Raw genomic sequence first — 25702 nt, forward strand, 5'->3', positions numbered from 1 at the left:
CCCTCACAGGGTGCGCAGCGCGTGGTCGAGGACGCGGACGCCGAAGTGCAGGGCCTCGACGGGCACCCGCTCGTCCACGCCGTGGAAGAGGGACCAGTAGTCGAACCCGGGCGGCAGCTTCAGCGGGGAGAAGCCGTAGCCGGTGACCCCGAGCCGGGAGAACTGTTTGGCGTCGGTGCCGCCCGCCATGCAGAAGGGGACCACGTGCCCGTCCGGGTCGAACCGCTCGACGGACTCGCGCAGGATCCCGTACGTCCGCCCGTCCACCGGGGCCTGGAGGGCGACCTCCCGGTGGTGGAACTCCCAGCGCACGTCCGGTCCGGTGAGCGCGTCCAGGGTGGCGATGAACTCGGCTTCGCCGCCGGGCAGCATCCGCCCGTCCACGTAGGCGGTGGCCTGGCCGGGGATCACGTTCAGTTTGTAGCCGGCGCTGAGCATGGTCGGGTTGGCGCTGTTGCGCAGGGTCGCCTCGACCAGGGCGGCGGCGGGGCCGAGTTCGGCCAGGACGGCCCCGAGGTCGAATCCGGGGGCCCGGGGGTCTACCGACAGGCCCTGGAGGGAGGCGAGTTCGGTGATACAGGCGGTGACGGTGTCGGTGAGCCGGACCGGCCAGGCGTACTCGCCGATCCGTGCGACGGCGGCGGCGAGCCGGCTGACGGCGTTGGCGCGATTGGGTTTGGAGCCGTGTCCGGCGGTGCCGTGGGCGGTCAACTTCAGCCAAGCGGTGCCGCGTTCACCGGCGGCGATCGGGTAGAGGGGCCCTCCGGGTCCGGCGTGCACGGTGAAGGCGCCGGACTCGCTGATGCCCTCGGTACACCCCTCGAAGAGGTGCGGGTGGTGGTCGGCGAGGAAGCCCGCGCCGTCGACGGCGCTGTCCTCCTCGTCGGCGGTGTAGGCGATCACCACGTCCCTGCGCGGTCTGACGCCGGCGCGCGCCCAGGCCCGTACGACGGCCAGGACCATCGCGTCCATGTTCTTCATGTCGACGGCGCCGCGGCCCCAGACCACGCCGTCGCGGACCTCGCCGGAGAAGGGGTCCACCCTCCAGTCGGCGGCCTCGGCCGGGACCACGTCGAGGTGGCCGTGGACGAGGAGGGCGTCGGCCGAGGGGTCGGTGCCCTCGATCCGGGCCACCACGTTGGTGCGGCCCGGGGTCCGCTCCAGCAGGACCGGCTCCAGCCCGGCGGCCGCGAGCCGCTCGGCGACGTACTCGGCGGCGGGGCGCTCGCGGCAGTCGCCGCCGCCCCTGTTGGTGGTGTCGATCCTGATGAGGCCGGAGGTGAACTCGACGGCCTCGTCGAGCGCCACCCGGTCCACGGCGGCGGCCGGGGCCTCGGCGGTGACTGCGGGCATGTCAGCCATACTGCTCCTCCACGGCCGCCGAGACGACCGTCGTGACCGCCTTGAAGGCACGGATCCCCTCGTACATCGTCTCGCTGGCGTACCCGACCCTGCGCTCCCCGCACCGTTCGACACCCGGCACCACGGTGGCGGCCATGGCCAGGTGCTCGGCGTCGAACTCCAGCTCCACGGCGAAGGGGCCGCCGCGCACGGGTTCGTGGCACACCGCGAGGGCCGCGGCCTCCTTGGCGGCGGCGCGGATGTCGGCGGCGGTGCGGGCGGGGGTCCGGCAGACGGCGGCGTAGCGCGAGACGTGGTCCTTGACCGCGACGGTCACCGCGCCGGGGGCGTAGCCGGCGGCGTCGACGCAGGTCAGGTCGTCGCCGGTGACAAGGACGACCGGGACGCCGTACTCGGCGACGACGTGTGCGTTCAGCAGGCCCTCGCTGGCGCGGACGCCGTTGACCCAGACTCCGGTGATGGAGTTGGCGAGGTAGGTGTGGGCGAGGACCCCTTCGGTGCCGGCGCCCGTGTGGTAGCCGACGAAGGCGATGCCGTCGACGTCGCCGTGCTGCACGCCCTCGACCATGGAGAGGGTCTTGTGGCGGCCGGTGAGCATCTCGGCGCGGGCGTCGAGCTTCTCCAGCAGCAGGTTGCGCATCGTCCAGTGCGCCTCGTTGACGACGACCTGGTCCGCGCCGCCGTCGTAGAAGCCGAGGACGGCGGCGTTCACGTCGGAGGTGAACAGGGACCGGCAGCGCTCCCACTGGGGCGTGCCCGGCAGCACGTCGGCGGGCCAGGTGACGCCGGTGGCGCCTTCCATGTCGGCGGAGATGAGGATCTTCATCGGGCCCCCGGGCGGTCGGTCGCGCGCGTGCGACGGCACGCGCGCAGGGCCCCACCCTAACCGTCGGGCCCGTCGGCGCCCCGGGGGCCACGCCCGGCTTCCGGGGCGGCGGCGCGGGCCGCCGCCGGGCCGGGAAGTCCACCCGAACCGGTGAGCCGCCGCGTCGGCGCGCGGACGCGGGGGGCGCTCAGCCCTCGACTTCGGCGGCCAGGTTGTCCAGCAGGGTGTCGTAGATCCGGCCGAGGCCCTTGGGGGCGAAGGTGCGCTCGAAGAAGCCGCCGATGCCGCCGGCGCCGTTCCACACGGTGGAGACGACGACCTTGGACTTGCCCTCGCCGGCCGGGGTGACGACCCAGGTGGTGACCATGGAGGAGTTGCGGTCGGTCTCGACCAGCTGTCCGTCGGTGGGCTCGGTGACCTCCAGCAGGCAGTCGCGCACGCGCTTGCTGGTGGCCTGGAGCTTCCAGTGCACGAGGGTGCCCTCGCCGTCGCCGCCCTCACGCACCTCGTACTCGCTGAAGTGCTCGGGCAGCACCTTGCCCCGGGTGCCGGCGTAGTCCGCCAGCGCGTCGAACACGGTCTCCGCGTCGGCCGCGATGATCCGCTCCGTGGTGGCCTCGACCTGCGCCATGGCTGTTCCTCCAGCAGTTGTGATCGCTCGTCACGGCGAAGCCAACCACCTCCGGCCCGGGCGCCCAAATCCGGGTCCGCACCGGCGCCGGTCCGGGTGCCCGGCGATCCCGCCCGCACGAAGACGGGCTCCGGGGTCCGGAGGGGACGGGCGAACCCCTGACCCCGGAAGCACGGACGGACGCGCTCAAGCGGTACGGGTGGGTCAGCACGTTCGTCGGCATCGCCGCGCGCGAGCACGCCGATCTGCGGGACAGGCAAAGCCACATGTCTGCCCACCGGATCCCCGCGCCCAGCACCCGCCCGGTCGGCCCGACGGCGGTGGCCCGGCGACGAGCGGCTGCGGGACGCCGTCCGGGCCGTCGCCGCGTCCGGCGCGACCTCGGTGACACCCCTGGTACTCCATCTGCGGCCGGGCGCGCGCCAGTGGTTCGCGTCCTGGCCGGCCGCGCACCACCCGCACCTGGTCGAGCGGTACGCCCGGATGTACGCGGGAGGCTCGTACGCCCCCACCTGGTACCAGCGGCAGGTCGCCCGCCAAGTCCACGAACCGGCGGCCGAATTCGGCATCGGCCCGAACGGCCCCGGGGCGGCCCGCCGCGTCCTCACCCCGGACCGGCCCGTCGGCCCCCCGGGCGCGCCGGGGGCAGGGGAGCCGGCGCAGCTCGCGCTGCTGTGACCCCGGGGGCTCGCCGGAGGGTCATCACATCGGGCCAATGGACCGCCCAATCCCGCTTTCCGGCCGTGGTTTCCGGGACGATTCCGCCCAGAACCCTCGGCTGGGAGGCCCCATGCTGCACCCCCTGAAGAAGCGCGCCGCTGTCCTGCTGTCGATCTCCACCGTGGCCGCCGCCCTCGCGGGCCCCGTCACCGCCGCGCCGGCGCCGGCCGGGGCCCCCGGCGCACCGAAGGCCGCCCCGGCCTGGACCGGCTGCGCGACCCCCCGCTACCCCACCCTGCAGTGCGCCTCCCTCAAGGTCCCGCTCGACCACGACCGCCCCGGCGGGCGGCAGATCTCCCTGGCCCTGACCCGGGTCCCGCACACCGCCGCCTCCTCGCAGGGGCCGCTGCTGGTCAACCCCGGCGGTCCCGGCGGCAGCGGCCGCGCCCTGGCCGGGTTCGTCGCCTCCGCCCTCCCCCAGGACGTCGCCGCCCAGTACGACGTGATCGGCTTCGACCCCCGGGGCGTCGGCAAGAGCGAGCCGGTCCTCGACTGCGCGGCCGGGCACTTCAAGCCCGTACGGCCGGACTCCGTACCGCGCGACGCGGCCACCGAGCGGGCCAACCTGGAGCGGGTCCGCTCCTTCGCCGAGTCCTGCGGGACCCGGCACGCGGACGTGCTGCCGCACGTGGGGACCGTCTCGGCCGCCCGCGACATCGAGGCGGTGCGCATCGCGCTGGGCGCCGAGCGGATCAGCTACTTCGGCTACTCGTACGGGACCTACCTGGGCGCGGTGTACGCCAAGCTCCACCCGGGCCGCGTGCACCGGCTCGTCCTGGACTCCGTGGTGGACCCGGCGGGCGTCTGGTACGAGGACAACCTCGCCCAGGACCGGGCCTTCGACGCCCGCCACAAGGCGTTTCTGGCCTGGGTGGCGAAGTACGACGCCACGTACCGGCTGGGCACCGACCCGGAGGAGGTCGAGGAACGCTGGTACGCGATGCGGGAGTCGCTGCGCGCGACGCCGGCGGGCGGCAAGGTGGGGCCGGCCGAGCTGGAGGACACCTACATGCCGGGCGGCTACTACAACGGCTACTGGCCGAACCTCGCCGAGGCCTTCGCCGCGTACGCCCGGGACGAGGACCCGAAGCCGCTGGTGGCGGCGTACGAGCGGTTCGGGGCGGTGGAGCCCTCGGCGGGCAACGGCTACAGCGTGTACACGGCGGTGCAGTGCCGGGACTCGGCCTGGCCGAAGGACTGGAACCGGTGGCGCGCGGACATGTGGCGCACGCACGCCGAGGCGCCGTTCATGACGTGGAACAACGCCTGGTACAACGCCCCGTGCGCGTTCTGGCCGGCGGAGTCGCTGCGGGCGCCGGACGTCACCAACGCCGGTCTGCCGCCGGCCCTGCTCCTCCAGGCGACGGAGGACGCGGCGACCCCGTTCGGGGGCGCGCTCAGCATGCGCGACCGGCTGAAGGGCTCGGCGCTGGTGGTCGAGGAGGGCGGCGGCAACCACGGGATCGCGCTCAGCGGCAACAAGTGCCTGGACGAGAAGGTGGCGGCGTACCTGAGGACGGGGACGGCCGCGGACGCCACCTGCCCCGCCCAGCCGGCCCCGAAGCCGGCGACGGCGACCCGCGCGGTCCCGCCCTCGGCGGGCGGCGCGGCCCTGCACGGCCTGCTGGGGTTCCGCGGCTGATCCGGGGCGTCAGCCGAGCTCCCGCAGCGCCGTGGTCGCGGCCACGGCGAGGCGGGGGTGGGACTGGGCGCGGACCAGCAGGTCGCGGGCGCGCCGGTCGCCGAGGCTGCCGAGGCCCTCGACGCAGGCCAGGGCCACCCGCCAGTACGGGTCGTGCGGGGACAGCAGCCGCGAGAGCGTGGTCATCAGGGCCGGTACGGACTCCGGTGCGCGCAGCGCGGTGAGCAGCCGGACCGGGTGCAGGGCGTAGGCGGTGCGCAGGGAGTTCGTGGCGAGGGCGGCCGCCGCGCGGGCGGTGCGCGGGTCGGCGAGCACGGCCAGGGCGGTGGCGGCGGCCGCGCAGCGGGGCGGGTCGCGGTGGTTGAGCAGCAGCACGAGGGACTCGAAGGCGCGCGGGTCACCCGCCAGTCCCAGCCGGTACGCGGCCAGTTCGCGGGCCCACAGGGGCAGCCCGGCCGAGGTCAGGGAGGCGGCCAGGGCCTCCGGCTGGGCCGTGCGCAGCACCTCGTACTCCGGTGACTGCCCGGCCTCCGCCCGCAGGCGCTCCAGCACGTCGTTCACCCGGCCACCCTAGGGGGCGGCGGGGGCGCGCACGCGGGGTTCCGGACATGCCGATGATCGATGATCGATGATCGGTACATTTGGGCGGTACAGGTCACATCTCCGCTCTCTGGCGGACCAGTTACCGACGGGTTACTGTCGTTACAACACGTACGAGGGCGGCCTGGTGACGCAGCCGCCCCGTGCCAGTCGGTTCTGCACGACCTCACGGCGCGGCCCCGGGACAGGGCTGTGCCGCTTCTTCCCTCCGGGCGTCTTCGCCTCCGGGCCCATCGGTCACGGGCGCGCCCCGCGGGTCCTCTCCGCACGGCCTTCCTTCCGTTCGGCCTCCGCGTGCACTCTGCGCCACGCGCGTCCCCTTCAGTCGTCACCCTCTTCCACTGGAGTCCCTCGATGGACCGTCAGTCCAGTCACTCCTCCCTCCAGACCATCGCCGTCGTCGGCCTCGGCACGATGGGCTCCGGCATCGCCGAGGTCCTCGCCCGGGCCGGTCACGAGGTCATCGGCATCGACATCAGCGAGGCGGCCGCCCGCCGGGCGTCGGCCTCCCTGGAGGCGGCGACCGCCCGCTCCGTGTCCCGCGAGCTCCTCACCGAGCAGGAGCGCACGGACGTCCTCGCCCGCTTCCGCACCTTCGGCGACCTGGGGGCCGCCGCCGCGGCCGACCTCGTCATCGAGGTCGTGCCCGAGTCGTACGAGGTCAAGCAGCAGGTGTTCCGCGAGCTCGACGCGGTCGTCCGGCCCGACACGATCCTGGCCACCGGCACGAACGCGCTGTCGGTGACCCGGCTCGCCGCCGAGTCGCAGCGCCCCGAACGCGTGCTCGGCCTGCACTTCTTCAACCCGGCTCCGGCGATGAAGCTGGTCGAGGTGGTCTCCTCGGTCCTCACCGCGCCGACGGCCGTCGAGGCGGTCACGGCCCTGGCCCGCGCCCTCGGCAAGGAGCCCGTCTCGGTCGGCGACCGGCCCGGTTTCGTCGCCGACGGCCTGCTGTTCGGCTACCTCAACCAGGCCGCCGCCATGTACGAGTCGAAGTACGCCTCCCGCGAGGACATCGACGCGGCGATGCGGCTCGGCTGCGGCCTGCCCATGGGCCCGCTCGCGCTGCTCGACCTGATCGGCGTGGACACCGCCCGTACCGTCCTGGAGGCCATGTACGCCTCCTCCGGCGACCGGCTGCACGCCCCGGCGCCGATCCTCGGGCACCTCGCCGAGGCCGGCCTGACCGGGCAGAAGTCCGGCCGCGGCTTCTACACGTACGAGGGCCCGGGCAGCTCGGCGGTCGTCCGCGACCCGCAGACCCCGGCGGACGGCGGGGGCGCGGGCGGGGGCCGTCCCGTGACCTCGGTCGGCGTGGCCGGCTCGGGCACGATGGCGAGCGGGATCGCGCAGGTCTTCGCGCAGGCCGGGTACGCCGTGGTGCTGGCCGCCCGCAGCCAGGAGAAGGCCGAGGCCGCGAAGGCCGCGATCGGGAAGTCCCTGGGCCGTGCGGTGTCCAAGGGCCGCCTGACCGAGCAGGCCGCCGCGCAGACCCTGGACCGGATCACCCCCGCCGGCTCGCTGGACGCCTTCGCCGAGGTCGACCTGGCCGTGGAGGCGGTCGCGGAGGACCTGGCGGTCAAGCAGGAGCTGTTCGCGGCCCTGGACAAGGTGTGCCGGCCGGGCGCGGTCCTGGCCACGACCACCTCCTCGCTGCCGGTGATCGCGGTGGCCCGCGTGACCTCGCGGCCGCAGGACGTGATCGGCATGCACTTCTTCAACCCGGCGCCGGCGATGAAGCTGGTCGAGGTGGTCCGCACCGTGCTGACCGCCGACGACGTGCACGCCACGGTCCGCGAGATCTGCGTGAAGGTGCGCAAGCACCCGGTGGACTGCGGGGACCGGGCGGGCTTCATCGTGAACGCGCTGCTGTTCCCGTACCTCAACAACGCGATCAAGATGGTCGAGCAGCACTATGCGAGCCTCGACCAGATCGACGCGGCGATGAAGCTGGGCGGCGGCTACCCGATGGGGCCCTTCGAGCTCCTCGACGTGGTCGGCCTGGACGTCTCGCTGGCCATCGAGAAGGTCCTCCACAAGGAGTTCCGCGACCCGGGCCTGGCCCCGTCCCCGCTGCTGGAGCACCTGGTGGCGGCGGGCTGCCTGGGCCGGAAGACCGGCCGCGGTTTCCGTGAGTACGCCCGCCGGTAAGCCGACGGGCCACGAGCCGGATGCGTGGGGAGGGCTGCTCGGGTCCGCCGGACCCTCACGGCGGACACACCCTCCCGAGCCCAGTGCGGGCCCTCCCCCGCATCCACCCCCGCCCCACCCCCCGCAGGCGCGCTCCCCTGCGCGAATGAAGTACTTTCGCTCTATGTCCCAGCCCGCCAAGACCTCGCCCCGCGCTTCCTCGGCCTCCGACGCCCCGGAGAGCCCGGCCGGCACCAAGGCGGCCGCCCAGCGGCTCAAGATGCGCCGCGAGCTCGCGGCGGCGGCGATGGAGCTGTTCGCGACCAAGGGGTACGAGGCGACGACGGTCGACGAGATCGCGGCGACCGCCGGGGTGGCGCGCCGGACCTTCTTCCGGCACTTCCGGTCCAAGGAAGAGGCGATCTTCCCGGACCACGACGACACCCTGACTCGCGCCGAGGCCGTCCTCGACGTGGCCCCGGCGCACGAGCACCCGCTCGACACGGTGTGCCGCGGGATCAAGGAAGTCATGAAGATGTACGCCGCCTCGCCCGCGGTGTCGGTGGAGCGCTACCGGCTGACCCGCGAGGTCCCGGCGCTGCGGGAGCGGGAGATCGCCTCGGTGGCCCGGTACGAGCGGCTGTTCACCCGCTACCTGCTGGCGCACTTCGACGAGCACGAGCAGCACGACGGCAATGACGACCCGCTGCTCGCCGAGGTGGCCGCCTCGGCGGTGGTGACCGCCCACAACCACGTGCTGCGGCGCTGGCTGCGGGCGGGCGGCCAGGGCGACGTGGAGGCGCAGCTGGACCACGCCTTCTCGATCGTGCGCAAGACCTTCGGCTCGGGGATCGGCGCGGGCCGGACCCTGACGACGGCGCCGGCCGCCCCGGCGGCGGTCCGCACGCAGGGCGAGGTGCTGGTGGCGGTGGCCCGTACGGACGCCCCGCTGGACGAGGTCATGCGGACGATCGAAGAGGCACTGCGCGGCACGTAAGGACACACGAGGCGACACACGTCACAGAGGGCCGCTCCCGCTCCGGGGGCGGCCCTCCGCGTTTGTCCGGCTTGCCCCTACTCGCGGGTAACTCTGATCGATCATCGCTCATCTGCGCAGGTCAATCGGCAAATGAGAGAAAGTTTTGGCACGCGGTGCCTTGCTGAGTGACACCGGGTGCCATACGTTGAATCTCGTCCGGATGTCCCCGCGACCCACGCCCACTCGGCACGGAACGCGCCCCGGATGCCTGCGTCACCAGGCACGGCACGCCCTCACACGGGCACGCCCGGCACCACCGCACCAGCCGGAACCGACGGCACACAGCACCTCGCAGTAACCACCCACACGCACGCAACGCGTATCCCCCAGCGCACCCTCAATCAGCGCTCATGCCGGAGGCTCTACCGTGAAGGACATCCTGGACGCGATCCAGTCGCAGACCGCAACGGCCGCGGACTTCGCGGCCCTGCCGCTCCCCGACTCGTACCGCGCGATCACCGTGCACAAGGACGAGGCGGAGATGTTCTCGGGGCTCACCACCCGCGAGAAGGACCCCCGCAAGTCCCTGCACCTCGACCAGGTCCCGGTTCCCGAACTGGGTCCCGGCGAGGCCCTGGTGGCCGTCATGGCCTCCTCGGTCAACTACAACTCCGTCTGGACCTCGATCTTCGAGCCGGTGTCCACCTTCAGCTTCCTGGAGCGCTACGGCCGCCTGTCGGAGCTCACCAAGCGCCACGACCTGCCGTACCACGTCATCGGCTCCGACCTCGCGGGCGTCGTCCTGCGCACCGGTCCCGGCGTGAACGCCTGGAAGCCGGGCGACGAGGTCGTCGCGCACTGCCTCTCGGTCGAGCTGGAGTCCTCCGACGGCCACAACGACACGATGCTCGACCCCGAGCAGCGCATCTGGGGCTTCGAGACCAACTTCGGCGGCCTGGCGGAGATCGCCCTGGTCAAGTCGAACCAGCTGATGCCCAAGCCGGACCACCTCAGCTGGGAGGAGGCCGCCTCCCCCGGCCTGGTGAATTCCACCGCCTACCGCCAGCTGGTCTCCCGCAACGGCGCCGGCATGAAGCAGGGCGACAACGTCCTGATCTGGGGCGCCAGCGGCGGCCTCGGCTCCTACGCCACCCAGTTCGCGCTGGCCGGCGGCGCCAACCCGATCTGCGTCGTCTCCAGCGCGCAGAAGGCGGACATCTGCCGGGCGATGGGCGCGACCGCGATCATCGACCGCAGCGCCGAGGGCTACAAGTTCTGGAAGGACGAGCACACCCAGGACCCGAAGGAGTGGAAGCGCTTCGGCAAGCGCATCCGCGAGCTGACCGGCGGCGAGGACATCGACATCGTCTTCGAGCACCCCGGCCGGGAGACCTTCGGCGCCTCCGTGTACGTCACCCGCAAGGGCGGCACCATCACCACCTGCGCCTCGACCTCGGGCTACATGCACGAGTACGACAACCGCTACCTGTGGATGTCGCTCAAGCGGATCATCGGCTCGCACTTCGCGAACTACCGCGAGGCGTGGGAGGCCAACCGCCTGATCTCGAAGGGCAAGATCCACCCCACCCTCTCGAAGGTCTACTCGCTGGAGGAGACCGGCCAGGCGGCCTACGACGTCCACCGCAACCTCCACCAGGGCAAGGTCGGCGTCCTCGCGCTGGCCCCCGAGGAGGGCCTGGGCGTGCGCGACCACGAGATGCGCGCGACGCACCTCGACGCCATCAACCGCTTCCGCAACGTCTGAGACGTCCGAGGCCAAGGGACAGCCTGAGATGACAGAGCGCCAGAAGGACCGTCCGTGGCTCATGCGGACGTACGCCGGCCACTCCACGGCCGAGGCGTCCAACGAGCTGTACCGCCGCAACCTCGCCAAGGGCCAGACCGGCCTGTCGGTCGCGTTCGACCTGCCGACGCAGACCGGCTACGACCCGGACCACATCCTCGCCCGCGGCGAGGTCGGCCGGGTCGGGGTCCCGGTCTCGCATCTGGGCGACATGCGGCGGCTGTTCCAGGACATCCCCCTGGAGCAGATGAACACCTCGATGACGATCAACGCCACCGCCATGTGGCTGCTGGCGCTCTACCAGGTGGCCGCCGAGGAGCAGGGGGCGGACATCTCCCAGCTCCAGGGCACCACTCAGAACGACATCGTCAAGGAATACCTCTCGCGCGGGACGCACGTCTTCCCGCCGGGACCGTCCCTCCGCCTGACGACGGACATGATCGCGTACACGGTCAACCACATCCCGAAGTGGAACCCGATCAACATCTGCAGCTACCACCTGCAGGAGGCCGGGGCCACCCCGGTCCAGGAGATCTCGTACGCGATGTCCACGGCCATCGCCGTGCTGGACTCGGTGCGCGACTCGGGCCAGGTGCCCGAGGAGCGGTTCGGCGAGGTCGTCGCCCGGATCTCCTTCTTCGTGAACGCGGGCGTCCGCTTCATCGAGGAGATGTGCAAGATGCGCGCCTTCGGCCGCATCTGGGACAAGGTCACCCGCGAGCGCTACGGCATCGAGAACGACAAGCAGCGCCGCTTCCGGTACGGCGTCCAGGTCAACTCCCTCGGCCTGACCGAGGCCCAGCCGGAGAACAACGTCCAGCGCATCGTGCTGGAGATGCTGGCCGTCACCCTCTCCAAGGACGCCCGCGCCCGCGCCGTGCAGCTGCCCGCCTGGAACGAGGCGCTGGGCCTGCCCCGGCCGTGGGACCAGCAGTGGTCGCTGCGCATCCAGCAGGTCCTGGCGCACGAGAGCGACCTGCTGGAGTACGAGGACATCTTCGAGGGATCGCACGTCATCGAGGCGAAGGTCCAGTCCCTGGTCGCCGAGTGCCTCTCCGAGATCGACCGGATCCAGGAGATGGGCGGCGCGATGGCGGCCGTCGAGTCCGGCTACCTGAAATCCCAGCTGGTCTCCTCGCACGCCGAGCGGCGGGCCCGGATCGAGGCCGGCGAGGACAAGATCGTCGGGGTCAACTGCTTCCAGCAGACGGAGGAGAACCCGCTCACCTCCGACCTGGACGGCGCCATCATGACCGTCGACGGGGCCGTGGAGGCCCAGATCGTCGAGCGGATCGGGCGCTGGCGGGCCGAGCGCCAGGAGTCCTCGGACCGGCAGGGCAACGGCGACCCGTTCGTCTTCCCGACGGTCCGCCAGGCCCTGGACCGGCTGAAGGACGCCGCGGCCGGCACCGAGAACCTGATGGAGGCCACCCTGGAGTGCGCCCGCGCCGGCGTCACCACCGGCGAGTGGTCGATCGCCCTGCGCGAGGTGTTCGGGGAGTTCCGCGCGCCGACCGGGGTCTCCTCGGCCCCGGTGGCGGTCACCGCCGAAGAGGGCACGCCGATGGCCCTCGTCCGCGAGAAGGTCACCCGTACGGCCGACGAGCTCGGCGCGGGCCGGCTGCGCCTGCTGGTGGGCAAGCCGGGCCTGGACGGGCACTCCAACGGCGCCGAGCAGATCGCCGTGCGGGCCCGCGACGCGGGCTTCGAGGTGGTCTACCAGGGCATCCGGCTGACGCCCGAGGAGATCTCCTCGGCGGCGCTGGCGGAGGACGTCCACTGCGTGGGACTGTCGATCCTGTCCGGCTCGCACTGCGCGCTCGTCCCGGATGTCCTCGAACGGCTCCGCGCGGCGGGGGCGGGTGACATCCCCGTCATCGTCGGAGGCATCATTCCGAACGCCGACGCCGTGACGCTGAAGGCGGCCGGGGTCGCCGCCGTGTTCACGCCGAAGGACTTCGGCATCACGGAGATCATCGGCCGTATCGTCGACGAGATCCGCAAGGCCAACAAGCTCGAGCCCCTCATCAGCACCGACATCGTTGCAAGCACGGAGGTCCCCGCATGACCACGCCCCACCCGGTGAACCGTCTCCGCCCGCGCCGCTCCTGCCTCGCGGTCCCGGGGTCGAACCCGCGCTTCCTGGAGAAGGCCCAGGGCCTGCCGGCCGACCAGGTCTTCCTGGACCTGGAGGACGCCTGCGCGCCGCTCGCCAAGGAGGGCGCCCGCCACACGATCGTGGACGCGCTGAACAACGGCGACTGGACGGGCAAGACCCGGGTCGTGCGCGTCAACGACTGGACCACCCACTGGACGTACCGCGACGTGATCACGGTCGTCGAGGGCGCGGGCCAGAACCTCGACTGCATCATGCTGCCGAAGGTCCAGGACGCCCAGCAGATCGTGGCCCTTGACCTCCTCCTGACGCAGATCGAGAAGACGATGGGCTTCGAGGTCGGCAAGATCGGCATCGAGGCGCAGATCGAGAACGCCAAGGGCCTGGTGAACGTCGACGAGATCGCCGCCGCCTCCCCCCGGCTGGAGACGATCATCTTCGGCCCGGCCGACTTCATGGCGTCGATCAACATGAAGACGCTGGTCGTGGGCATGCAGCCGCCCGGCTACGGCGCGGACGCCTACCACTACATCCTGATGCGCATCCTGATGGCGGCCCGCACGCACAACCTCCAGGCGATCGACGGCCCCTTCCTCCAGATCCGCGACGTGGACGCCTACCGCGAGGTGGCGGGCCGGGCGGCGGCGCTGGGCTTCGACGGCAAGTGGGTGCTGCACCCGGGCCAGGTCGACGCGGCGAACGAGGTCTTCTCACCCTCGCAGGAGGACTACGACCACTCCGAGCTGATCCTCGACGCGTACGACTGGTGCACCTCCGAGGCCGGCGGCAAGAAGGGCTCGGCGATGCTCGGCGACGAGATGATCGACGAGGCCAGCCGCAAGATGGCCCTGGTCGTCGCGGGCAAGGGGCGCGCGGCGGGGATGCAGCGCACCAGCAAGTTCGAGCACCCCTCAACCGAGAAGACGGCGGAGGCCTAGGACCATGCAGTTCGGACGCACGTACGAAGAGTTCGAGGTCGGGGCGGTCTACAAGCACTGGCCCGGAAAGACCGTCACCGAGTACGACGACCACCTCTTCTGTCTGCTGACCATGAACCACCACCCGCTCCACATGGACAGCAACTACGCGGAGAACACCACCGACTTCGGCAAGAACGTGGTCGTGGGCAACTACATCTACTCGCTGCTGCTGGGCATGTCCGTCCCGGACGTCTCCGGCAAGGCCATCGCCAACCTGGAGATCGAGTCGCTGCGCCACGTGGCGCCGACCTTCCACGGCGACACCCTCTACGGCGAGACCACGGTCCTCGACAAGACCCCGTCGAAGTCGAAGAACGACCGCGGCATCGTGTACGTGGAGACCAAGGGCTACAAGCAGGACGGCACCCTCGTCTGCGTCTTCCGGCGCAAGGTGATGGTCCCGACCGAGACGTACATCAAGGAGCGCGGCGGCGAGCAGCCCGGCCGCCCCACGCTGAAGGAACAGGTGAAGTAGCCATGGCCCGACTCGCCCAGACCGCCGGGCTCACGGACGTCCAGCGGGAGATCCTCAAGACCGTCCGGGAGTTTGTCGACAAGGAGATCATCCCGGTCGCCACCCAGCTGGAGCACCGAGACGAGTACCCGCAGGACATCGTCGACGGGCTCAAGGAGCTCGGCCTGTTCGGCCTGATGATCCCGGAGGAGTACGGCGGCCTGGGTGAGTCCCTCCTCACGTACGCCCTGTGCGTCGAGGAGATAGCGCGGGGCTGGATGTCCGTCTCGGGCATCATCAACACGCACTTCATCGTGGCGTACATGCTCAAGCAGCACGGCACGCAGGAGCAGAAGGACCACTTCCTCCCGCGGATGGCGCTGGGCGAGGTGCGCGGGGCGTTCTCGATGTCCGAGCCGGCGCTCGGCTCCGACGTGTCGGCGATCACGTCCAAGGCGGTGAAGGACGGTGACGAGTACGTCCTGAACGGCCAGAAGATGTGGCTGACGAACGGCGGCACGTCCACCCTGGTGGCCGTTCTCGTCCGGAGTGACGAAGGACACCCCGAGGGCACGGCCCCGCACAAGTCGATGACGACGTTCCTCGTCGAGAAGGAGCCGGGCTTCGGTGAGGTCCGTCCGGGCCTGACCATCCCGGGCAAGATCGACAAGATGGGCTACAAGGGCGTCGACACGACCGAGCTCATCATGGACGGACTGCGCATTCCGGCCAATCGGGTCCTCGGAGGCCAGACCGGCCGTGGGTTTTACCAAATGATGGACGGGGTCGAGGTCGGCCGCGTGAACGTGGCGGCGCGTGGTTGCGGAGTCGCTCAGCGTGCTTTTGAGCTCGGCGTCTCGTATGCCCAGCAACGTCACACTTTCGGCAAGGCCATCGCCGAACACCAGGCCATCCAGTTCAAGCTGGCCGAGATGGCTACCAAGGTCGAAGCCGCCCATGCGATGATGGTAAATGCAGCACGCAAAAAGGACTCCGGGGAACGAAACGACCTCGAAGCAGGGATGGCGAAGTACCTCGCCTCCGAATACTGCAAGGAGGTCGTGGAGGACGCCTTCCGTATCCACGGTGGCTACGGCTTCTCGAAGGAGTACGAGATCGAGCGTCTCTACCGGGAGGCTCCGATGCTGCTGATCGGTGAAGGTACCGCCGAGATCCAGAAAATGATCATCGGGCGACGTCTGCTTGAGGAGTACCGGCTCCAGGGCTGAAAGTCACCTTTTGCGGCGAATCCTCCATGGGTTCGTCGCAGAAGAGTCACTACCAGTCACTGGCCGACGGCCATCGACTCGGCTTCTGGCTTGCCCAGTTGTTGCGCGCAACCGATAGCATTCCAGTAAAGCCGCCGTCCCGTCCCCCTGTTTGCGGCGCGGCAATCACCCGCTACGAAGGTCATCCATGCCCCACAGCCAAACCTCTGCACCTCGCGACAGCCTCCTTGGCGTACGCCTCGCGCGCGGAGCATCGCCGTGGCTTCTGCCGACCGTCGCCACCGCGGCGCTCAGCCTCACCCGGGCTCGCAAGTCCGGGCGCTGGGCCGCGGCGGCCGTGCCCGTCACCGCGCTCGCGGCGGGCATGCTGTGGTTCTTCCGCGACCCCGAGCGTGAGATCAGCCAGGGCCGTGTCATCTCGCCCGCCGACGGTGTGGTGCAGAGCATCATGCCGTGGAAGGACGGACGCACCCGCGTCGCGATCTTCATGAGCCCGCTGAACGTCCACGTCAACCGGGCGCCCCTCGCGGGCACCGTGACGTCCGTGGAGCACATCCCCGGCGGATTCGTTCCGGCGTTCAACAAGGAGAGCGAGAACAACGAGCGGGTCGTCTGGCACTTCGACACCGAGCTCGGCGACATCGAGATGGTGCAGATCGCCGGCGCCGTCGCCCGTCGCATCGTGCCCTACCTGCCGGCCGGTACCAAGGTGGAGCAGGGCGAACGCATCGGTCTGATCCGCTTCGGGTCCCGAGTCGACATCTACCTCCCCGAGGGTGTCGAGGTCGCGGTCGAGGTCGGTCAGGCCACCACCGCGGGGGTGACCCGAATTGACCGTGACTGACCCTGAGACTCCCGCCGCCGGCTGGGTGCCGGAGCCTGCCGAGGAGGAGTCCGCCGAAGACGACATGCCGCTCTCGCTGCGGCTGTCGATAGCGGACACCCTCACCCTCGGCAACGCGACGTGCGGATTCATGGCGGTGTACTTCACCACCACCGGAATCCTCATCCCGCACCTCACCGGCAGCAACGAGTCGGGCATGGCCCGTCACAGCGCCGCGACGGCAGTGATACTGATGCTGCTCGCCGCGGTCTTCGACCTCTTCGACGGGATCGTGGCCCGCAAGCTGCGCAGCTCGCCGATGGGTGCCGAGCTGGACAACCTGTCCGACTTGATCAGCTTCGGCCTGGCTCCCGCGTACTTCGTGCTCGTCTACGGCATGGTCGCCGACGACGCGCACCAGAAGATGTCGGCGCTGGCCGCGATCGTGGTGCTGCTGGCCGTGGTGCTCAGGCTCGCGAGATTCAGCTGCGTGACGTTGAAGGACGGCATGTTCCAGGGCATGCCGAGCCCCTTCGGCGCGCTCACGGTCGTCTCCATCGTGCTGCTGGAGCTGCCGTTCGTCCCGACGCTGCTGGCGATCATCGGGGTCGCCTGGCTGATGGTGAGCCGGGTCGAGTACCCCAAGCCGCGGGGCGTCCTCGCGGTGGCGATGCTGAGCTGGATCGTCGGGGCGATGGGCCTGCTGGCAGCCTGGGCGTTCGACGCCCCGGGCGGCCAGCTGCTGCTGCAGACGGGCTGCGCCCTGCAGATCGCGCTGGCGGCGACCATCCCGCTGTTCGCGACGACGCGGAGGGCCAACACCTTCCGGCACAACCGCCGCGAGGCGCGGGCCACGCAGCCGTAGCGCCGTGCTTCACGTGTGAGAGGGCCCCGGATGCCATATGGCATCCGGGGCCCTCTCGTCGTACGGGCGCCTGCCGCGGCGTATGCGGCGCCCCTCGGTCCGGGGCCGTACGCCGCCGCAGGCGCCCCCGGCCCCCCTCCCGGCCGCGGAGGGACACCGCGGGCCGGGGAGGGCCCGCACGGGCCCGCCGAAGGCCGGGAGGGGGTGCGTGAGGGTTCCGCGGCCGCGGGGGCGGGGGGAACCCGCGCGCTCGTGGCGTCCGCGGCCGCGGGCACCGCGCTCTCGTGGTGTCCGGACGCCAGGCCGGGGACGCGGGGCCGGGGACGCCGCGCGCTCGCGGCCGGCTGCCCTCGAGGGCTACCGGCCGCGAGCGGGGTACGGCTCCGGGGGTCAGCCCGCCGGGGTGTACTTCTCCGCCGCGGGGACGACCCCGGCCTCCTTGACCACCTTCAGGCCACCCGGCGTCTTCGCGTCCGGCTTCATGATCACGCTCTGCCGGGTCGAGGGGGCCTTCGGGTCGGAGAAGTCGTGCGTGATCCCGAAGCCGCCGTCGTAGGACTTCAGGGTCAGCAACGCCTTGCCGACGCCCTCGCGGGTGAGGTCCTTGCCGGCGCAGGCCTTCTTCAGCGCCTCGCCGTAGACCCCGGCCGCCGAATACCCCGCCACCACGCCGTTGTCCAGGGCCGCACCCGGGTACTCCGCCGTGTAGGCCGCGGCGAGGGCCGCCGGGCCCGGCTCGGTGGAGCCGATCGGGAGCGTGGACGCGGCGACGTAGTAGTCCTTCTGCAGGGCCGCGCCCGCCGGGGTGGCGAGCAGCTGGGGCGAGAACGCGGAGTTGTTGCCGACCACCGGGACGTTCCAGCCGCCGGCCGCGGCGACGCCGACGAGCGAGGCCGCCTGCCGGGGTCCGGCGCTGATCACCACGGCCTTGACCCCGGCCTGCTTGAGGGCCGCGACCTGCGCGGACATGTCGTTGTCGGTGGGCTTGATCTTCTGCTCCACGACGGTCAGCCCGGCCTCCGCGGCCGCGTGCTTGGCCCCCGCCAGGGCGTTCTCGCCGTAGTCCCCCTCGAAGTAGACCTGCCCGATCTTGTCGCCGGAGGCGATCCGCTTCTGTTCGAGGAGGTAGCCGATCAGGTTGACCGTCTCGATGTCGTACGTGGCGCCGATCGTGCGGACGTACGGGCTGCCCAGCAGCGACGCGGACCAGGCCTGCGGGATGACCAGGCCCTTGTCCTGGCCGTCGACGCGGTCCTCGACGGCGGCGACGAACGGGGACCCGATGAACTGGGCGAAGCCGAGCACCTCGGGCTCCAGCTCCGTGTAGCCGGCGAGCGCCTTCTGCGGGTCGTAGCCGTGGTCGCGGACCGTCAGCTCCAGCTGCCGGCCGCAGATGCCGCCGGAGGCGTTGGCCTGCTTGACCCACAGCTGCTGGGCCTGGGTGACGCTCTTGCCGAGGGAGGCGTAGACGCCGGTCATGTCGGTGAGGGCGCCGAGCCGGATGGCGGTGGCGGAGACGCCCTTGCCGGTCTTGAGGCCGTCCTCGGCCTGCTTGTCACCGGCGGCGCCGCCCGCCTTTCCGCTGCATCCGGCGGCGCCGGTGAGGACGAGGGCGGCCGCGAGGGCCGCCGGTGCGAGTCGCGCGCGCTTGCGGGGGCGGGCGGTCGTACGGGCTCTGGTCACACTGGCTCCTTCGGGGGGCGTGCGGGCTGGGAGGGGCGCAGGCGGGCCAGGCCGCCGGGGAGGAACAGGACCACCGCGACGACGGCCGCGCCGTACAGGTAGCGGGACGCCTCGCCCGGGGAGACGCCGCCGCTGCCGGGGGCGGAGACCAGGGGCAGGGCGTCGCTGTACCGGGTGAGCAGCTGGGGCAGCAGGGAGACGAAGGCCGCGCCGACGACGGCGCCGGCGACGGTCCCCAGACCGCCGATCACGATCATGGCGAGGTACTCGAGGGACAGGACCATGCCGAAGTAGTCGGGGACCGTCCGCTGGAAGACGAGGGCGAGCAGGACCCCGGCGAGGCCGGCGTACATGGAGGACAGGACGAACACGGCGGCGCGGTAGCGGGCCACGGGCACGCCCATCACCCCGGCGGCGATGTTGTGGTCGCGGATGGCGTTCAGGGCCCGGCCGGGGCGCCCGCGCAGGACGCCGCGGGCGAACAGGGCGCAGGCGAGGAGTGCGGCCAGGGCGACGTACCAGAGCTTCTCGGCGGACTGGAAGGGGACGGCCGCGATCACGGTCTCGGTGTCGTCGAAGGTGATGCCGAGGAGGGACAGGGGCTCGACGGGGCGGCCGTTGAAGCCGCCGGTGAGGGCGGTGGCGTTGAACAGCACGTGCTGGCCGATGAAGATCAGCGCGAGGGTGGCGATGCCGAGGTAGGCGCCGCGCAGGCGGCCGGCGATGGGGCTGAAGAGGCCCCCGGCGGCGCCCGCGAGGGCGACGGCGAGGACGGCGGCGAGCCAGCTCGGCAGGCCCAGCCCGACCAGCTGGTGGCCGCCGGAGCGGCCGCCCTCGCCGGCCAGGACGCAGTAGCCGTACGCGCCGACGGCCAGGAAGAAGGCGTGTCCCATGGACAGCTGCCCGGTGGATCCGGTGAGCAGGTTGAGGCCGATGGCGCCGATCCCGGCGGCGATGGCGAACAGGCCGGCCTGGAGCCAGAAGCGGTCCAGGTAGAACGGCAGGGCCAGCAGCACGACTCCCCCCGCGGCCCACAGGGCGTACCGGAGGCGGTACCGCGCTGCCGGGGGCCGGAGCCCGCGGACGGCCGTGCGGCTCCGCCCGCCGTCGGGCTGCGCGGGGACCCGGCCGGAGGCTGTGGTGTGCCCGGCGGGCGCCTCGGGGCCCGGCGCGGCGGCGGGCGTCGTGGGGGCCGTGGGCCCGGCCGGGCCGGTGGGGGCGCCCTGCGGGCCGGGTACCGCGGTCTCGTGCTCAGACACGGGCGGGCTCCTTCGTTCCGAAGAGGCCCGCCGGGCGCAGGAGCAGGACCGCGACCATGACGAGGTACGGGGCGAGGTCCCCGATGCCGCGGCCGAGGAAGGCGAGCTGGCTCTGGTACCCGGTGGCCATGGCCTCGGTGACGCCGACGATCAGGCCTCCCGCGAGGGCTCCGGTGGTGGAGTCGAGGCCGCCGAGGATGGCGGCGGGGAAGGCCTTGAGGGCGGCCAGCGAGGTGGCCCGTTCCAGGCCGGGGGTGGGGAAGACGGTGAGGAAGAGCGCGGCCACGGCGGCCAGGGCCCCGGCGACCGCCCAGGCGGCCAGGGAGACGCGGCCCAGCCGTACGCCCATCAGGGCGGCGGTCTCCGGCTTCTCGGCGGCGGCCCGCATGGCGACCCCCCAGGAGGTGTACCGGAAGACCAGCAGGAACGCGCCGATCAGGACGGTGGCGGAGACGAGGGCGGCGATCCGGGTCTGGGGGAGGGTGACCGGCCCGAGGTGGACGACGGCGTCGCCCCACGGGTCGCCGAGCGCGAGGACGTCCGTACCGATGCGGCGGGTGAGGTCGGTGGTGATCAGGATGTCCACGCCGATGGTGACGATGGCCAGGACGCTCTGGTCCTGGCCCCGGTAGCGCCGCATCACGAGGAACTCCACCGAGGCGCCGACCGCTGCGGCCGAGGCGATGCCGACGGCGAGGGCGGGCCAGAAGCCGATGTCGTCGTGGAGGACGGCGGTCACCCACCCGCCGGCGAGGAGGAGGGAGGCGTGGGCGAAGTTCACGACCTCGGTGGCCTTGAAGATGACGACGAAGCCGAGGGCGATCAGCGCGTACACGGAGCCCATGGACAGGCCGCCGAGCAGCAGTTCCAGGAAGGTGGTCACGCGGCCGGTTCCTCCTCGCCCAGGTAGGCGCGCACGACCGCGGGGTCGCTCTGCACCTGGGCGGGGGTCCCGCCGCCGATCCGTTTGCCGAAGTCGAGTACGGTCACCGCGTCCGCGAGCCGCATCACCACCCCCATGTCGTGTTCGACCAGCACGATCGATATGCCGAGGCCGTCCCGGACGCCCGCGACGACGGCGGCGGTGCGCTGCCGCTCGTCGGCGGTCATCCCGGCGACCGGTTCGTCCAGGAGCAGCAGCCGGGGCTCCATGCACAGGGCCCGGGCGAGCTCCACGAGTTTCTGTTTGCCGTACGGGAGGGAGCCCGCGGGGGCGGCCAGGTCGGCTTCCAGGCCGACGAAGGCGGCGATCTCGCGGACCCGTTCGCGGTGGCGCCGGTCCTCGCGGACGGCGGCCGGCAGCCGCAGGCCCGCGGCGAGGAAGCCGGACCTCATCAGCCGGTGGCGGCCGAGGAGCAGGCTGTCGGCGACCGTGGTGTGCGGGGGCAGCGCCAGGTTCTGGAAGGTGCGGGCGATGCCGAGGGCGGCGACCGCGTGCGGGGCGAGGCCGGTGAGTTCGGTGTCCCCGAAACGGACGCTGCCGGAGGCGGCCCGGTAGACCCCGGAGAGCACGTTGAAGCAGGTGGACTTGCCGGCGCCGTTGGGGCCGATGACGGCGTGGACGCTGCCCGGCTCGACGGTGAAGGAGACCGCGTCGAGGGCGGTCAGGCCGGCGAAGCGGACGGTGACGTCGCTGACGGTGAGCGGCGGGGGCCCCGCCTCGTGCGGCGCCGTGGACGCGGTCACGCCGACCACCTCGCCAGCGGGCGGGTCGCCGCCGGCGGCGGGGCCGCCTCGTCCGTGATGCCGAGGTAGCGGCGGCGGACCTCGTCGGAGGCGGCGAGTTCGGCCGCCGGTCCGGACAGGGTGACCTCGCCGACCTCCAGGACGTACGCGTGGGAGGCGAGCCGCAGCGCGAGCGCGGCGTTCTGCTCCACCAGGAGCACCGAGGTGCCCGAGGCGTTGATCTCGGTGATCGTCTCGGCGATGGTGGCGGCCATCTTCGGCGCGAGCCCCAGCGAGGGCTCGTCGAGGAGCAGCAGCCGGGGCCGGGCCATCAGTGCCCGGCCCAGCGCCAGCATCTGCTGCTCGCCGCCCGAGAGCAGCCCGGCGCGCTGCCGGGACCGCCCGGCGAGGACCGGGAACAGCTCGTGGACGCGGGCCAGCGAACGGGCGGTGTCGGCGCGGGAGCCGGCCCGGGACCCGAGGGCTCCGGCCCGCAGGTTGTCCGCGACCGTCATCCGGGCGAACACCTGCCGTCCCTCGGGGACCTGCACCACCCCGGCGGCCACCGCGCGGGCCGGGGAGATCCCGTCCAGCGCTCTGCCGTCGAAGGTGACGCTCCCGCCGGTCGCGGCGCCCCGGTGGAAGGCGAGCGTCCGGGACACCGCCCGGAGCAGGGTCGTCTTTCCCGCGCCGTTCCCGCCGAGTACGACGACCACGGCGCCCTCGGGCACGTCGAGCGACACGTCGCGCAGCGCCCGTACCGGCCCGTAGCCGACGGACAGTGCGCGCACCTGGAGCGAAGCCACATGCCCTCCTTTCTTTGACGTTGTGCTGGCGCACAGACCAGCACCGGGTGGGACGGGCGTCCACGGCCGGAAGCGCAATCGCTGCGGATGACCAGCCGGGGGCGGGGTGCCGTTGTGCAGTGGCACAGACCTGTCGACGCGGCCCCTTACGCCGGCGGCCGGGGGGTGACATCCTCGGCGGCCATGGGCGGACGCAGGGCGCGCGCACGGAAGCGGAATGGTCGGTGCTGCTGACGGCGGCCGAGGTGCTGCTGGAGCGCGTTCCGGCGCTGACGGAACGGCTGATCGGCGATCTGGCGAAGCACTCGCCGCTGTTCGACCTGGCGGTGCCGCGTGACGAGCACTGGCAGCAGGTGTCCGAGGCGATGCGGTACGGCATCGAGGCGTTCGCCGCGCGCCGCTGCGAACCGCGCAAGGACCTGGCGTACGCGCAGGAGCTGGGGCGTCGGCGCGCCGAACAGGGCCTGCCGGTCCCGCTCCCTGTCGCGCCCGCACGACCTGATCGCCCTGACCCTGGCCCGGGCCGCCCACCGGCTGGCGGCGGGCCCGGCTCCGGCGGGAGGGTGACCCGGGGGCGGGCGGGTAGACCGGCCGACCGGCCGCGGACGGTTCCCGACCGAATCGGTGACCGGCCCGGTCGCGTAGTCTTGATGTCGGAAAACCGCTAGCCGACCTCTCCCCGCCCGGGGATCCTGGACTCATGCACACCGACACCGAGCGCTGCGTCAGAGCCGTGCGGTCGAAGGACGCCCGCTTCGACGGCTGGTTCTTCACCGCCGTCCTGACCACCAGGATCTACTGCCGGCCGAGCTGCCCCGCCGTACCGCCCAAGGTCGCGAACATGACCTTCCTGCCCAGTGCCGCCGCCTGCCAGCAGGCCGGATTCCGGGCCTGCAAGCGGTGCCGGCCCGACTCCAGCCCGGGTTCGCCCGAGTGGAACGCCCGCGCCGACGCCGTGGCCCGCGCGATGCGGCTCATCCAGGACGGGGTCGTCGACCGCGAGGGCGTGCCCGGCCTCGCCACCCGTCTCGGCTACTCGACCCGCCAGGTGGAGCGGCAGCTGAACGCCGAGCTGGGCGCGGGCCCGCTCGCCCTGGCCCGGGCGCAGCGCGCGCAGACCGCCCGGCTGCTCATCGAGACCTCCGAACTCCCCATGGGCGACGTGGCCTTCGCCTCCGGGTTCTCCTCGATCCGCACGTTCAACGACACCGTGCGCGAGGTCTTCGCCCTCTCCCCCAGCGACCTGCGGGAGCGCGCGGCGAAGGCGAGCCGCCGGCCCGACGCGCAGCCCCGCCTCCCCGGGACGATCAGCCTGCGGCTGCCGTTCCGCGCCCCCCTCAATCCCGACAACCTGTTCGGACACCTCGCCGCGACCGCCGTCCCCGGGGTCGAGGAGTGGCGCGACGGGGCCTACCGGCGCACGCTGCGCCTGCCGTACGGCACCGGGGTGGTGGCCCTGGCCCCGCGGCCCGACCACATCGCCTGCCGGCTCGCCCTGACCGACCTGCGCGACCTCACCATCGCGATCAGCCGCTGCCGCTGGATGCTCGACCTGGACGCCGACCCGGAGGCGGTGGACGGTCAGCTGCGCTCCGATCCGCTGCTGGCCCCGCTGGTGGACAAGGCTCCGGGGCGCCGGGTTCCCCGTACGGTCGACGCGGCGGAGTTCGCCGTACGGGCCGTGCTCGGGCAGCAGGTGTCCACGGCTGCGGCGCGCACGCACGCGGCCCGGCTCGTGAGCGCGCACGGCGAGCGCGTCGAGGACCCGCACGGCGGGCTGACCCACCTCTTCCCGTCCCCGCAGGCGCTGGCCGGGCTGGACCCGGAGGCGCTGGCCCTGCCGCGCAGCCGGCGCGCCACGCTCACCACCCTGGTCGCGGCGCTGGCCGACGGCTCGCTGCCGCTCGGCATCGACAGCGACTGGGACGCGGCCCGCGCCCGGCTCTCGGCGCTGCCCGGCTTCGGGCCGTGGACCACCGAGGTGATCGCGATGCGGGCGCTCGGCGACCCGGACGCGTTCCTTCCGTCCGACCTCGGCGTCCGGCGGGCCGCGCGGGGCCTCGGGCTGCCGTCCACCCCGTCGGCGCTGACCGCCCGGGCGGCCGGCTGGCGGCCCTGGCGCGCCTACGCCGTCCAGTACCTGTGGGCCACCGACGACCACGCCGTCAACCACCTCCCCGCCTGAAAGGCGCGTACGACCATGAACCCCAGCAGCATCAGCGGCAAGCAGCACACCGTCGTCGACAGCCCGTACGGACCGCTCACCCTGGTCGCGTCGGACGGCGTCCTCAGCGGCCTGTACATGACGGAGCAGCGGCACCGTCCGGCGGAGGAGTCGTTCGGTGAGCGGGTCGCCGCGGGCGAGGAGCCCTTCCCCGAGGTGGTGCGGCAACTGGCCGCGTACTTCGCCGGCGAGCTCACCGCGTTCGACCTGCCGCTCCGGCTGGAGGGCACCGACTTCCAGCGCAGCGTGTGGGGCCAGCTCGTCCGCATCCCCTACGGCGAGACCTGGTCGTACGGGCGGCTGGCGGACGAACTCGGCAAGCCGAACGCCTCCCGCGCGGTCGGCCTGGCCAACGGGAAGAACCCGATCGGGATCATCGTCCCCTGCCACCGGGTGATCGGGGCCTCGGGCGGCATGACGGGCTACGGCGGCGGTCTGGAGCGCAAGGTCCGCCTGCTGGACTTCGAGTCGGGGGCGGGCCGGCTGGTCTAGGGGGTGTCGAGCGGGCGTCAGGCGGGCGTCAGGCGGGGCGGATCCGGGTGCGCAGGAGGCAGAACTCGTTGCCTTCCGGGTCGGCCAGAACGTGCCAGCTCTCGGTGCCGGTCTGGCCGACATCGGCGGGCCGGGCGCCGAGGGCGAGCAGCCGCTCCAGCTCGGCGTCCTGGTCGCGGTCGGTGGCGCTGACGTCGATGTGCAGGGGGAGCTTCCCGGGTCGCGGGGCGCTGCTGGGGCTGAGGACGAGGGTCGGCTGCGGGCCGCCGTCGGGCGGGCCGATCTCGATGCTCCCGTCGTCCTCCCGGCCGAGTTCCACGTAGCCGAGGACCTCGCTCCAGAACGCGGCGAGCCGTTCGGGGTCGGCGGCGTCGAGGACCAGCTCACTGATGCGGCATGCCATGCCCCTGAG

At 72.4% G+C, this 25702-nt stretch carries 23 protein-coding genes and 1 pseudogene; 14 read left to right on the forward strand and 10 right to left on the reverse strand.

Translation table 11 applies throughout. The features are described 5' to 3' along the window. Positions 1-3: 3 nt before the first annotated feature. From OTB16_RS15135 to OTB16_RS15145, 3 genes are all read right to left on the reverse strand, one after another. Entirely contained in the window at positions 4-1362 is a 1359-nt protein-coding gene (locus OTB16_RS15135; RefSeq protein ID WP_267720671.1) for a M20/M25/M40 family metallo-hydrolase, read from the reverse strand. Continuing rightward, on the reverse strand, positions 1355-2188 hold the full coding sequence (locus OTB16_RS15140; RefSeq protein ID WP_267720672.1) for a M55 family metallopeptidase: 834 nt from the start codon (positions 2186-2188) through the stop codon (positions 1355-1357). Before OTB16_RS15140 ends, OTB16_RS15135 begins: the two co-directional genes overlap by 8 nt. Positions 2189-2375: 187 nt before the next feature. Beyond that, the gene (locus tag OTB16_RS15145; RefSeq protein ID WP_267720673.1) at positions 2376-2819 is read right to left on the reverse strand and encodes an SRPBCC family protein; all 444 of its coding nucleotides are present in this window, start codon (positions 2817-2819) and stop codon (positions 2376-2378) included. A 333-nt stretch (positions 2820-3152) separates the two neighbouring features. Between OTB16_RS15145 and OTB16_RS15150 the strand changes: the two are divergent. Beyond that, a pseudogene (locus OTB16_RS15150) lies at positions 3153-3497 on the forward strand (Rv2578c family radical SAM protein); the annotation flags it as partial. 112 nt (positions 3498-3609) lie between these two features. Beyond that, positions 3610-5181, forward strand: coding sequence for an alpha/beta hydrolase (locus tag OTB16_RS15155; protein ID WP_267720674.1), 1572 nt, complete (start codon positions 3610-3612; stop codon positions 5179-5181). Between the two features lie 9 nt (positions 5182-5190). Here the strand turns inward: OTB16_RS15155 and OTB16_RS15160 are convergent, their stop codons facing one another. Continuing rightward, positions 5191-5742 (reverse strand): HEAT repeat domain-containing protein, encoded by a 552-nt coding sequence (locus OTB16_RS15160; RefSeq protein WP_267720675.1) that lies wholly within the window; start codon positions 5740-5742, stop codon positions 5191-5193. Between the two features lie 393 nt (positions 5743-6135). Here OTB16_RS15160 and OTB16_RS15165 point away from each other — a divergent pair, with 393 nt between their 5' ends. The 9 genes from OTB16_RS15165 to pssA all read left to right on the forward strand — a co-directional run bounded on the left by OTB16_RS15165 (position 6136) and on the right by pssA (position 17161). Then, positions 6136-7932: a 3-hydroxyacyl-CoA dehydrogenase family protein gene (locus OTB16_RS15165; protein WP_267720676.1), complete on the forward strand. Its 1797-nt coding sequence runs from the start codon at positions 6136-6138 to the stop codon at positions 7930-7932. Positions 7933-8095: 163 nt separating this feature from the next. Further along, positions 8096-8908, forward strand: a complete 813-nt coding sequence (locus OTB16_RS15170) for a TetR family transcriptional regulator (RefSeq protein WP_267720677.1) — start codon at positions 8096-8098, stop codon at positions 8906-8908. Positions 8909-9317: 409 nt separating this feature from the next. Next, complete coding sequence (ccrA, locus tag OTB16_RS15175; protein WP_267720678.1) at positions 9318-10655, forward strand: crotonyl-CoA carboxylase/reductase; 1338 nt, start codon at positions 9318-9320, stop codon at positions 10653-10655. Positions 10656-10683: 28 nt separating this feature from the next. After that, the gene (locus OTB16_RS15180) at positions 10684-12762 is read left to right on the forward strand and encodes a protein meaA (protein ID WP_267720679.1); all 2079 of its coding nucleotides are present in this window, start codon (positions 10684-10686) and stop codon (positions 12760-12762) included. Further along, entirely contained in the window at positions 12759-13748 is a 990-nt protein-coding gene (locus OTB16_RS15185) for an HpcH/HpaI aldolase/citrate lyase family protein (protein WP_267720680.1), read from the forward strand. The genes OTB16_RS15180 and OTB16_RS15185 overlap by 4 nt, the downstream gene beginning before the upstream one ends. Before the next feature lie 4 nt (positions 13749-13752). Further along, positions 13753-14265, forward strand: coding sequence for a MaoC family dehydratase (locus OTB16_RS15190; RefSeq protein WP_267720681.1), 513 nt, complete (start codon positions 13753-13755; stop codon positions 14263-14265). A 2-nt stretch (positions 14266-14267) separates the two neighbouring features. Continuing rightward, entirely contained in the window at positions 14268-15473 is a 1206-nt protein-coding gene (locus OTB16_RS15195; protein WP_267720682.1) for an acyl-CoA dehydrogenase family protein, read from the forward strand. Positions 15474-15660: 187 nt separating this feature from the next. Continuing rightward, complete coding sequence (locus OTB16_RS15200; RefSeq protein ID WP_267720683.1) at positions 15661-16317, forward strand: phosphatidylserine decarboxylase; 657 nt, start codon at positions 15661-15663, stop codon at positions 16315-16317. Further along, entirely contained in the window at positions 16304-17161 is an 858-nt protein-coding gene (pssA, locus tag OTB16_RS15205) for a CDP-diacylglycerol--serine O-phosphatidyltransferase (protein WP_324290111.1), read from the forward strand. Before OTB16_RS15200 ends, pssA begins: the two co-directional genes overlap by 14 nt. A gap of 390 nt (positions 17162-17551) precedes the next feature. Here the strand turns inward: pssA and OTB16_RS15210 are convergent, their stop codons facing one another. The 5 genes from OTB16_RS15210 to OTB16_RS15230 all read right to left on the reverse strand — a co-directional run bounded on the left by OTB16_RS15210 (position 17552) and on the right by OTB16_RS15230 (position 22574). Continuing rightward, the gene (locus OTB16_RS15210) at positions 17552-18844 is read right to left on the reverse strand and encodes an ABC transporter substrate-binding protein (protein WP_267720684.1); all 1293 of its coding nucleotides are present in this window, start codon (positions 18842-18844) and stop codon (positions 17552-17554) included. Beyond that, positions 18841-19881, reverse strand: coding sequence for a branched-chain amino acid ABC transporter permease (locus tag OTB16_RS15215; RefSeq protein WP_267720761.1), 1041 nt, complete (start codon positions 19879-19881; stop codon positions 18841-18843). Before OTB16_RS15215 ends, OTB16_RS15210 begins: the two co-directional genes overlap by 4 nt. A 214-nt stretch (positions 19882-20095) precedes the next feature. Then, positions 20096-20986, reverse strand: a complete 891-nt coding sequence (locus OTB16_RS15220) for a branched-chain amino acid ABC transporter permease (protein ID WP_267720685.1) — start codon at positions 20984-20986, stop codon at positions 20096-20098. Further along, positions 20983-21798 (reverse strand): ABC transporter ATP-binding protein, encoded by an 816-nt coding sequence (locus OTB16_RS15225; protein ID WP_384130993.1) that lies wholly within the window; start codon positions 21796-21798, stop codon positions 20983-20985. The genes OTB16_RS15220 and OTB16_RS15225 overlap by 4 nt, the downstream gene beginning before the upstream one ends. After that, positions 21786-22574, reverse strand: a complete 789-nt coding sequence (locus OTB16_RS15230; protein WP_267720687.1) for an ABC transporter ATP-binding protein — start codon at positions 22572-22574, stop codon at positions 21786-21788. Before OTB16_RS15230 ends, OTB16_RS15225 begins: the two co-directional genes overlap by 13 nt. 224 nt (positions 22575-22798) lie before the next feature. Between OTB16_RS15230 and OTB16_RS15235 the strand changes: the two genes are divergently transcribed. From OTB16_RS15235 to OTB16_RS15245, 3 genes are read left to right on the forward strand one after another with little or no spacing between them, the layout of a single operon-like run. Beyond that, positions 22799-23242: an RsbRD N-terminal domain-containing protein gene (locus OTB16_RS15235; RefSeq protein WP_267720688.1), complete on the forward strand. Its 444-nt coding sequence runs from the start codon at positions 22799-22801 to the stop codon at positions 23240-23242. A gap of 32 nt (positions 23243-23274) precedes the next feature. Beyond that, entirely contained in the window at positions 23275-24759 is a 1485-nt protein-coding gene (locus tag OTB16_RS15240) for a DNA-3-methyladenine glycosylase 2 family protein (protein WP_267720689.1), read from the forward strand. A gap of 15 nt (positions 24760-24774) precedes the next feature. Further along, a complete protein-coding gene (locus tag OTB16_RS15245) occupies positions 24775-25290 on the forward strand; it encodes a methylated-DNA--[protein]-cysteine S-methyltransferase (protein ID WP_267720690.1) in 516 nt (171 codons plus the stop codon). A gap of 28 nt (positions 25291-25318) precedes the next feature. Here the strand turns inward: OTB16_RS15245 and OTB16_RS15250 are convergent, their stop codons facing one another. Continuing rightward, positions 25319-25693, reverse strand: a complete 375-nt coding sequence (locus OTB16_RS15250) for a VOC family protein (protein WP_267720691.1) — start codon at positions 25691-25693, stop codon at positions 25319-25321. Positions 25694-25702: the final 9 nt, after the last annotated feature.

This window comes from Streptomyces antarcticus (genome assembly GCF_026627255.1).
Taxonomy (GTDB): domain Bacteria; phylum Actinomycetota; class Actinomycetes; order Streptomycetales; family Streptomycetaceae; genus Streptomyces; species Streptomyces antarcticus.

Bases quoted from the DNA above. Each gene is read 5' to 3' on its own strand.
- OTB16_RS15135 (WP_267720671.1), bottom strand. From the start codon at position 1,362: ATGGCTGACATGCCCGCAGTCACCGCCGAGGCCCCGGCCGCCGCCGTG.
- OTB16_RS15140 (WP_267720672.1), bottom strand. From the start codon at position 2,188: ATGAAGATCCTCATCTCCGCCGACATGGAAGGCGCCACCGGCGTCACC.
- OTB16_RS15145 (WP_267720673.1), bottom strand. From the start codon at position 2,819: ATGGCGCAGGTCGAGGCCACCACGGAGCGGATCATCGCGGCCGACGCG.
- OTB16_RS15155 (WP_267720674.1), top strand. From the start codon at position 3,610: ATGCTGCACCCCCTGAAGAAGCGCGCCGCTGTCCTGCTGTCGATCTCC.
- OTB16_RS15165 (WP_267720676.1), top strand. From the start codon at position 6,136: ATGGACCGTCAGTCCAGTCACTCCTCCCTCCAGACCATCGCCGTCGTC.
- OTB16_RS15170 (WP_267720677.1), top strand. From the start codon at position 8,096: ATGTCCCAGCCCGCCAAGACCTCGCCCCGCGCTTCCTCGGCCTCCGAC.
- OTB16_RS15180 (WP_267720679.1), top strand. From the start codon at position 10,684: ATGACAGAGCGCCAGAAGGACCGTCCGTGGCTCATGCGGACGTACGCC.
- OTB16_RS15185 (WP_267720680.1), top strand. From the start codon at position 12,759: ATGACCACGCCCCACCCGGTGAACCGTCTCCGCCCGCGCCGCTCCTGC.
- OTB16_RS15190 (WP_267720681.1), top strand. From the start codon at position 13,753: ATGCAGTTCGGACGCACGTACGAAGAGTTCGAGGTCGGGGCGGTCTAC.
- OTB16_RS15195 (WP_267720682.1), top strand. From the start codon at position 14,268: ATGGCCCGACTCGCCCAGACCGCCGGGCTCACGGACGTCCAGCGGGAG.
- OTB16_RS15200 (WP_267720683.1), top strand. From the start codon at position 15,661: ATGCCCCACAGCCAAACCTCTGCACCTCGCGACAGCCTCCTTGGCGTA.
- OTB16_RS15240 (WP_267720689.1), top strand. From the start codon at position 23,275: ATGCACACCGACACCGAGCGCTGCGTCAGAGCCGTGCGGTCGAAGGAC.
- OTB16_RS15245 (WP_267720690.1), top strand. From the start codon at position 24,775: ATGAACCCCAGCAGCATCAGCGGCAAGCAGCACACCGTCGTCGACAGC.
- OTB16_RS15250 (WP_267720691.1), bottom strand. From the start codon at position 25,693: ATGGCATGCCGCATCAGTGAGCTGGTCCTCGACGCCGCCGACCCCGAA.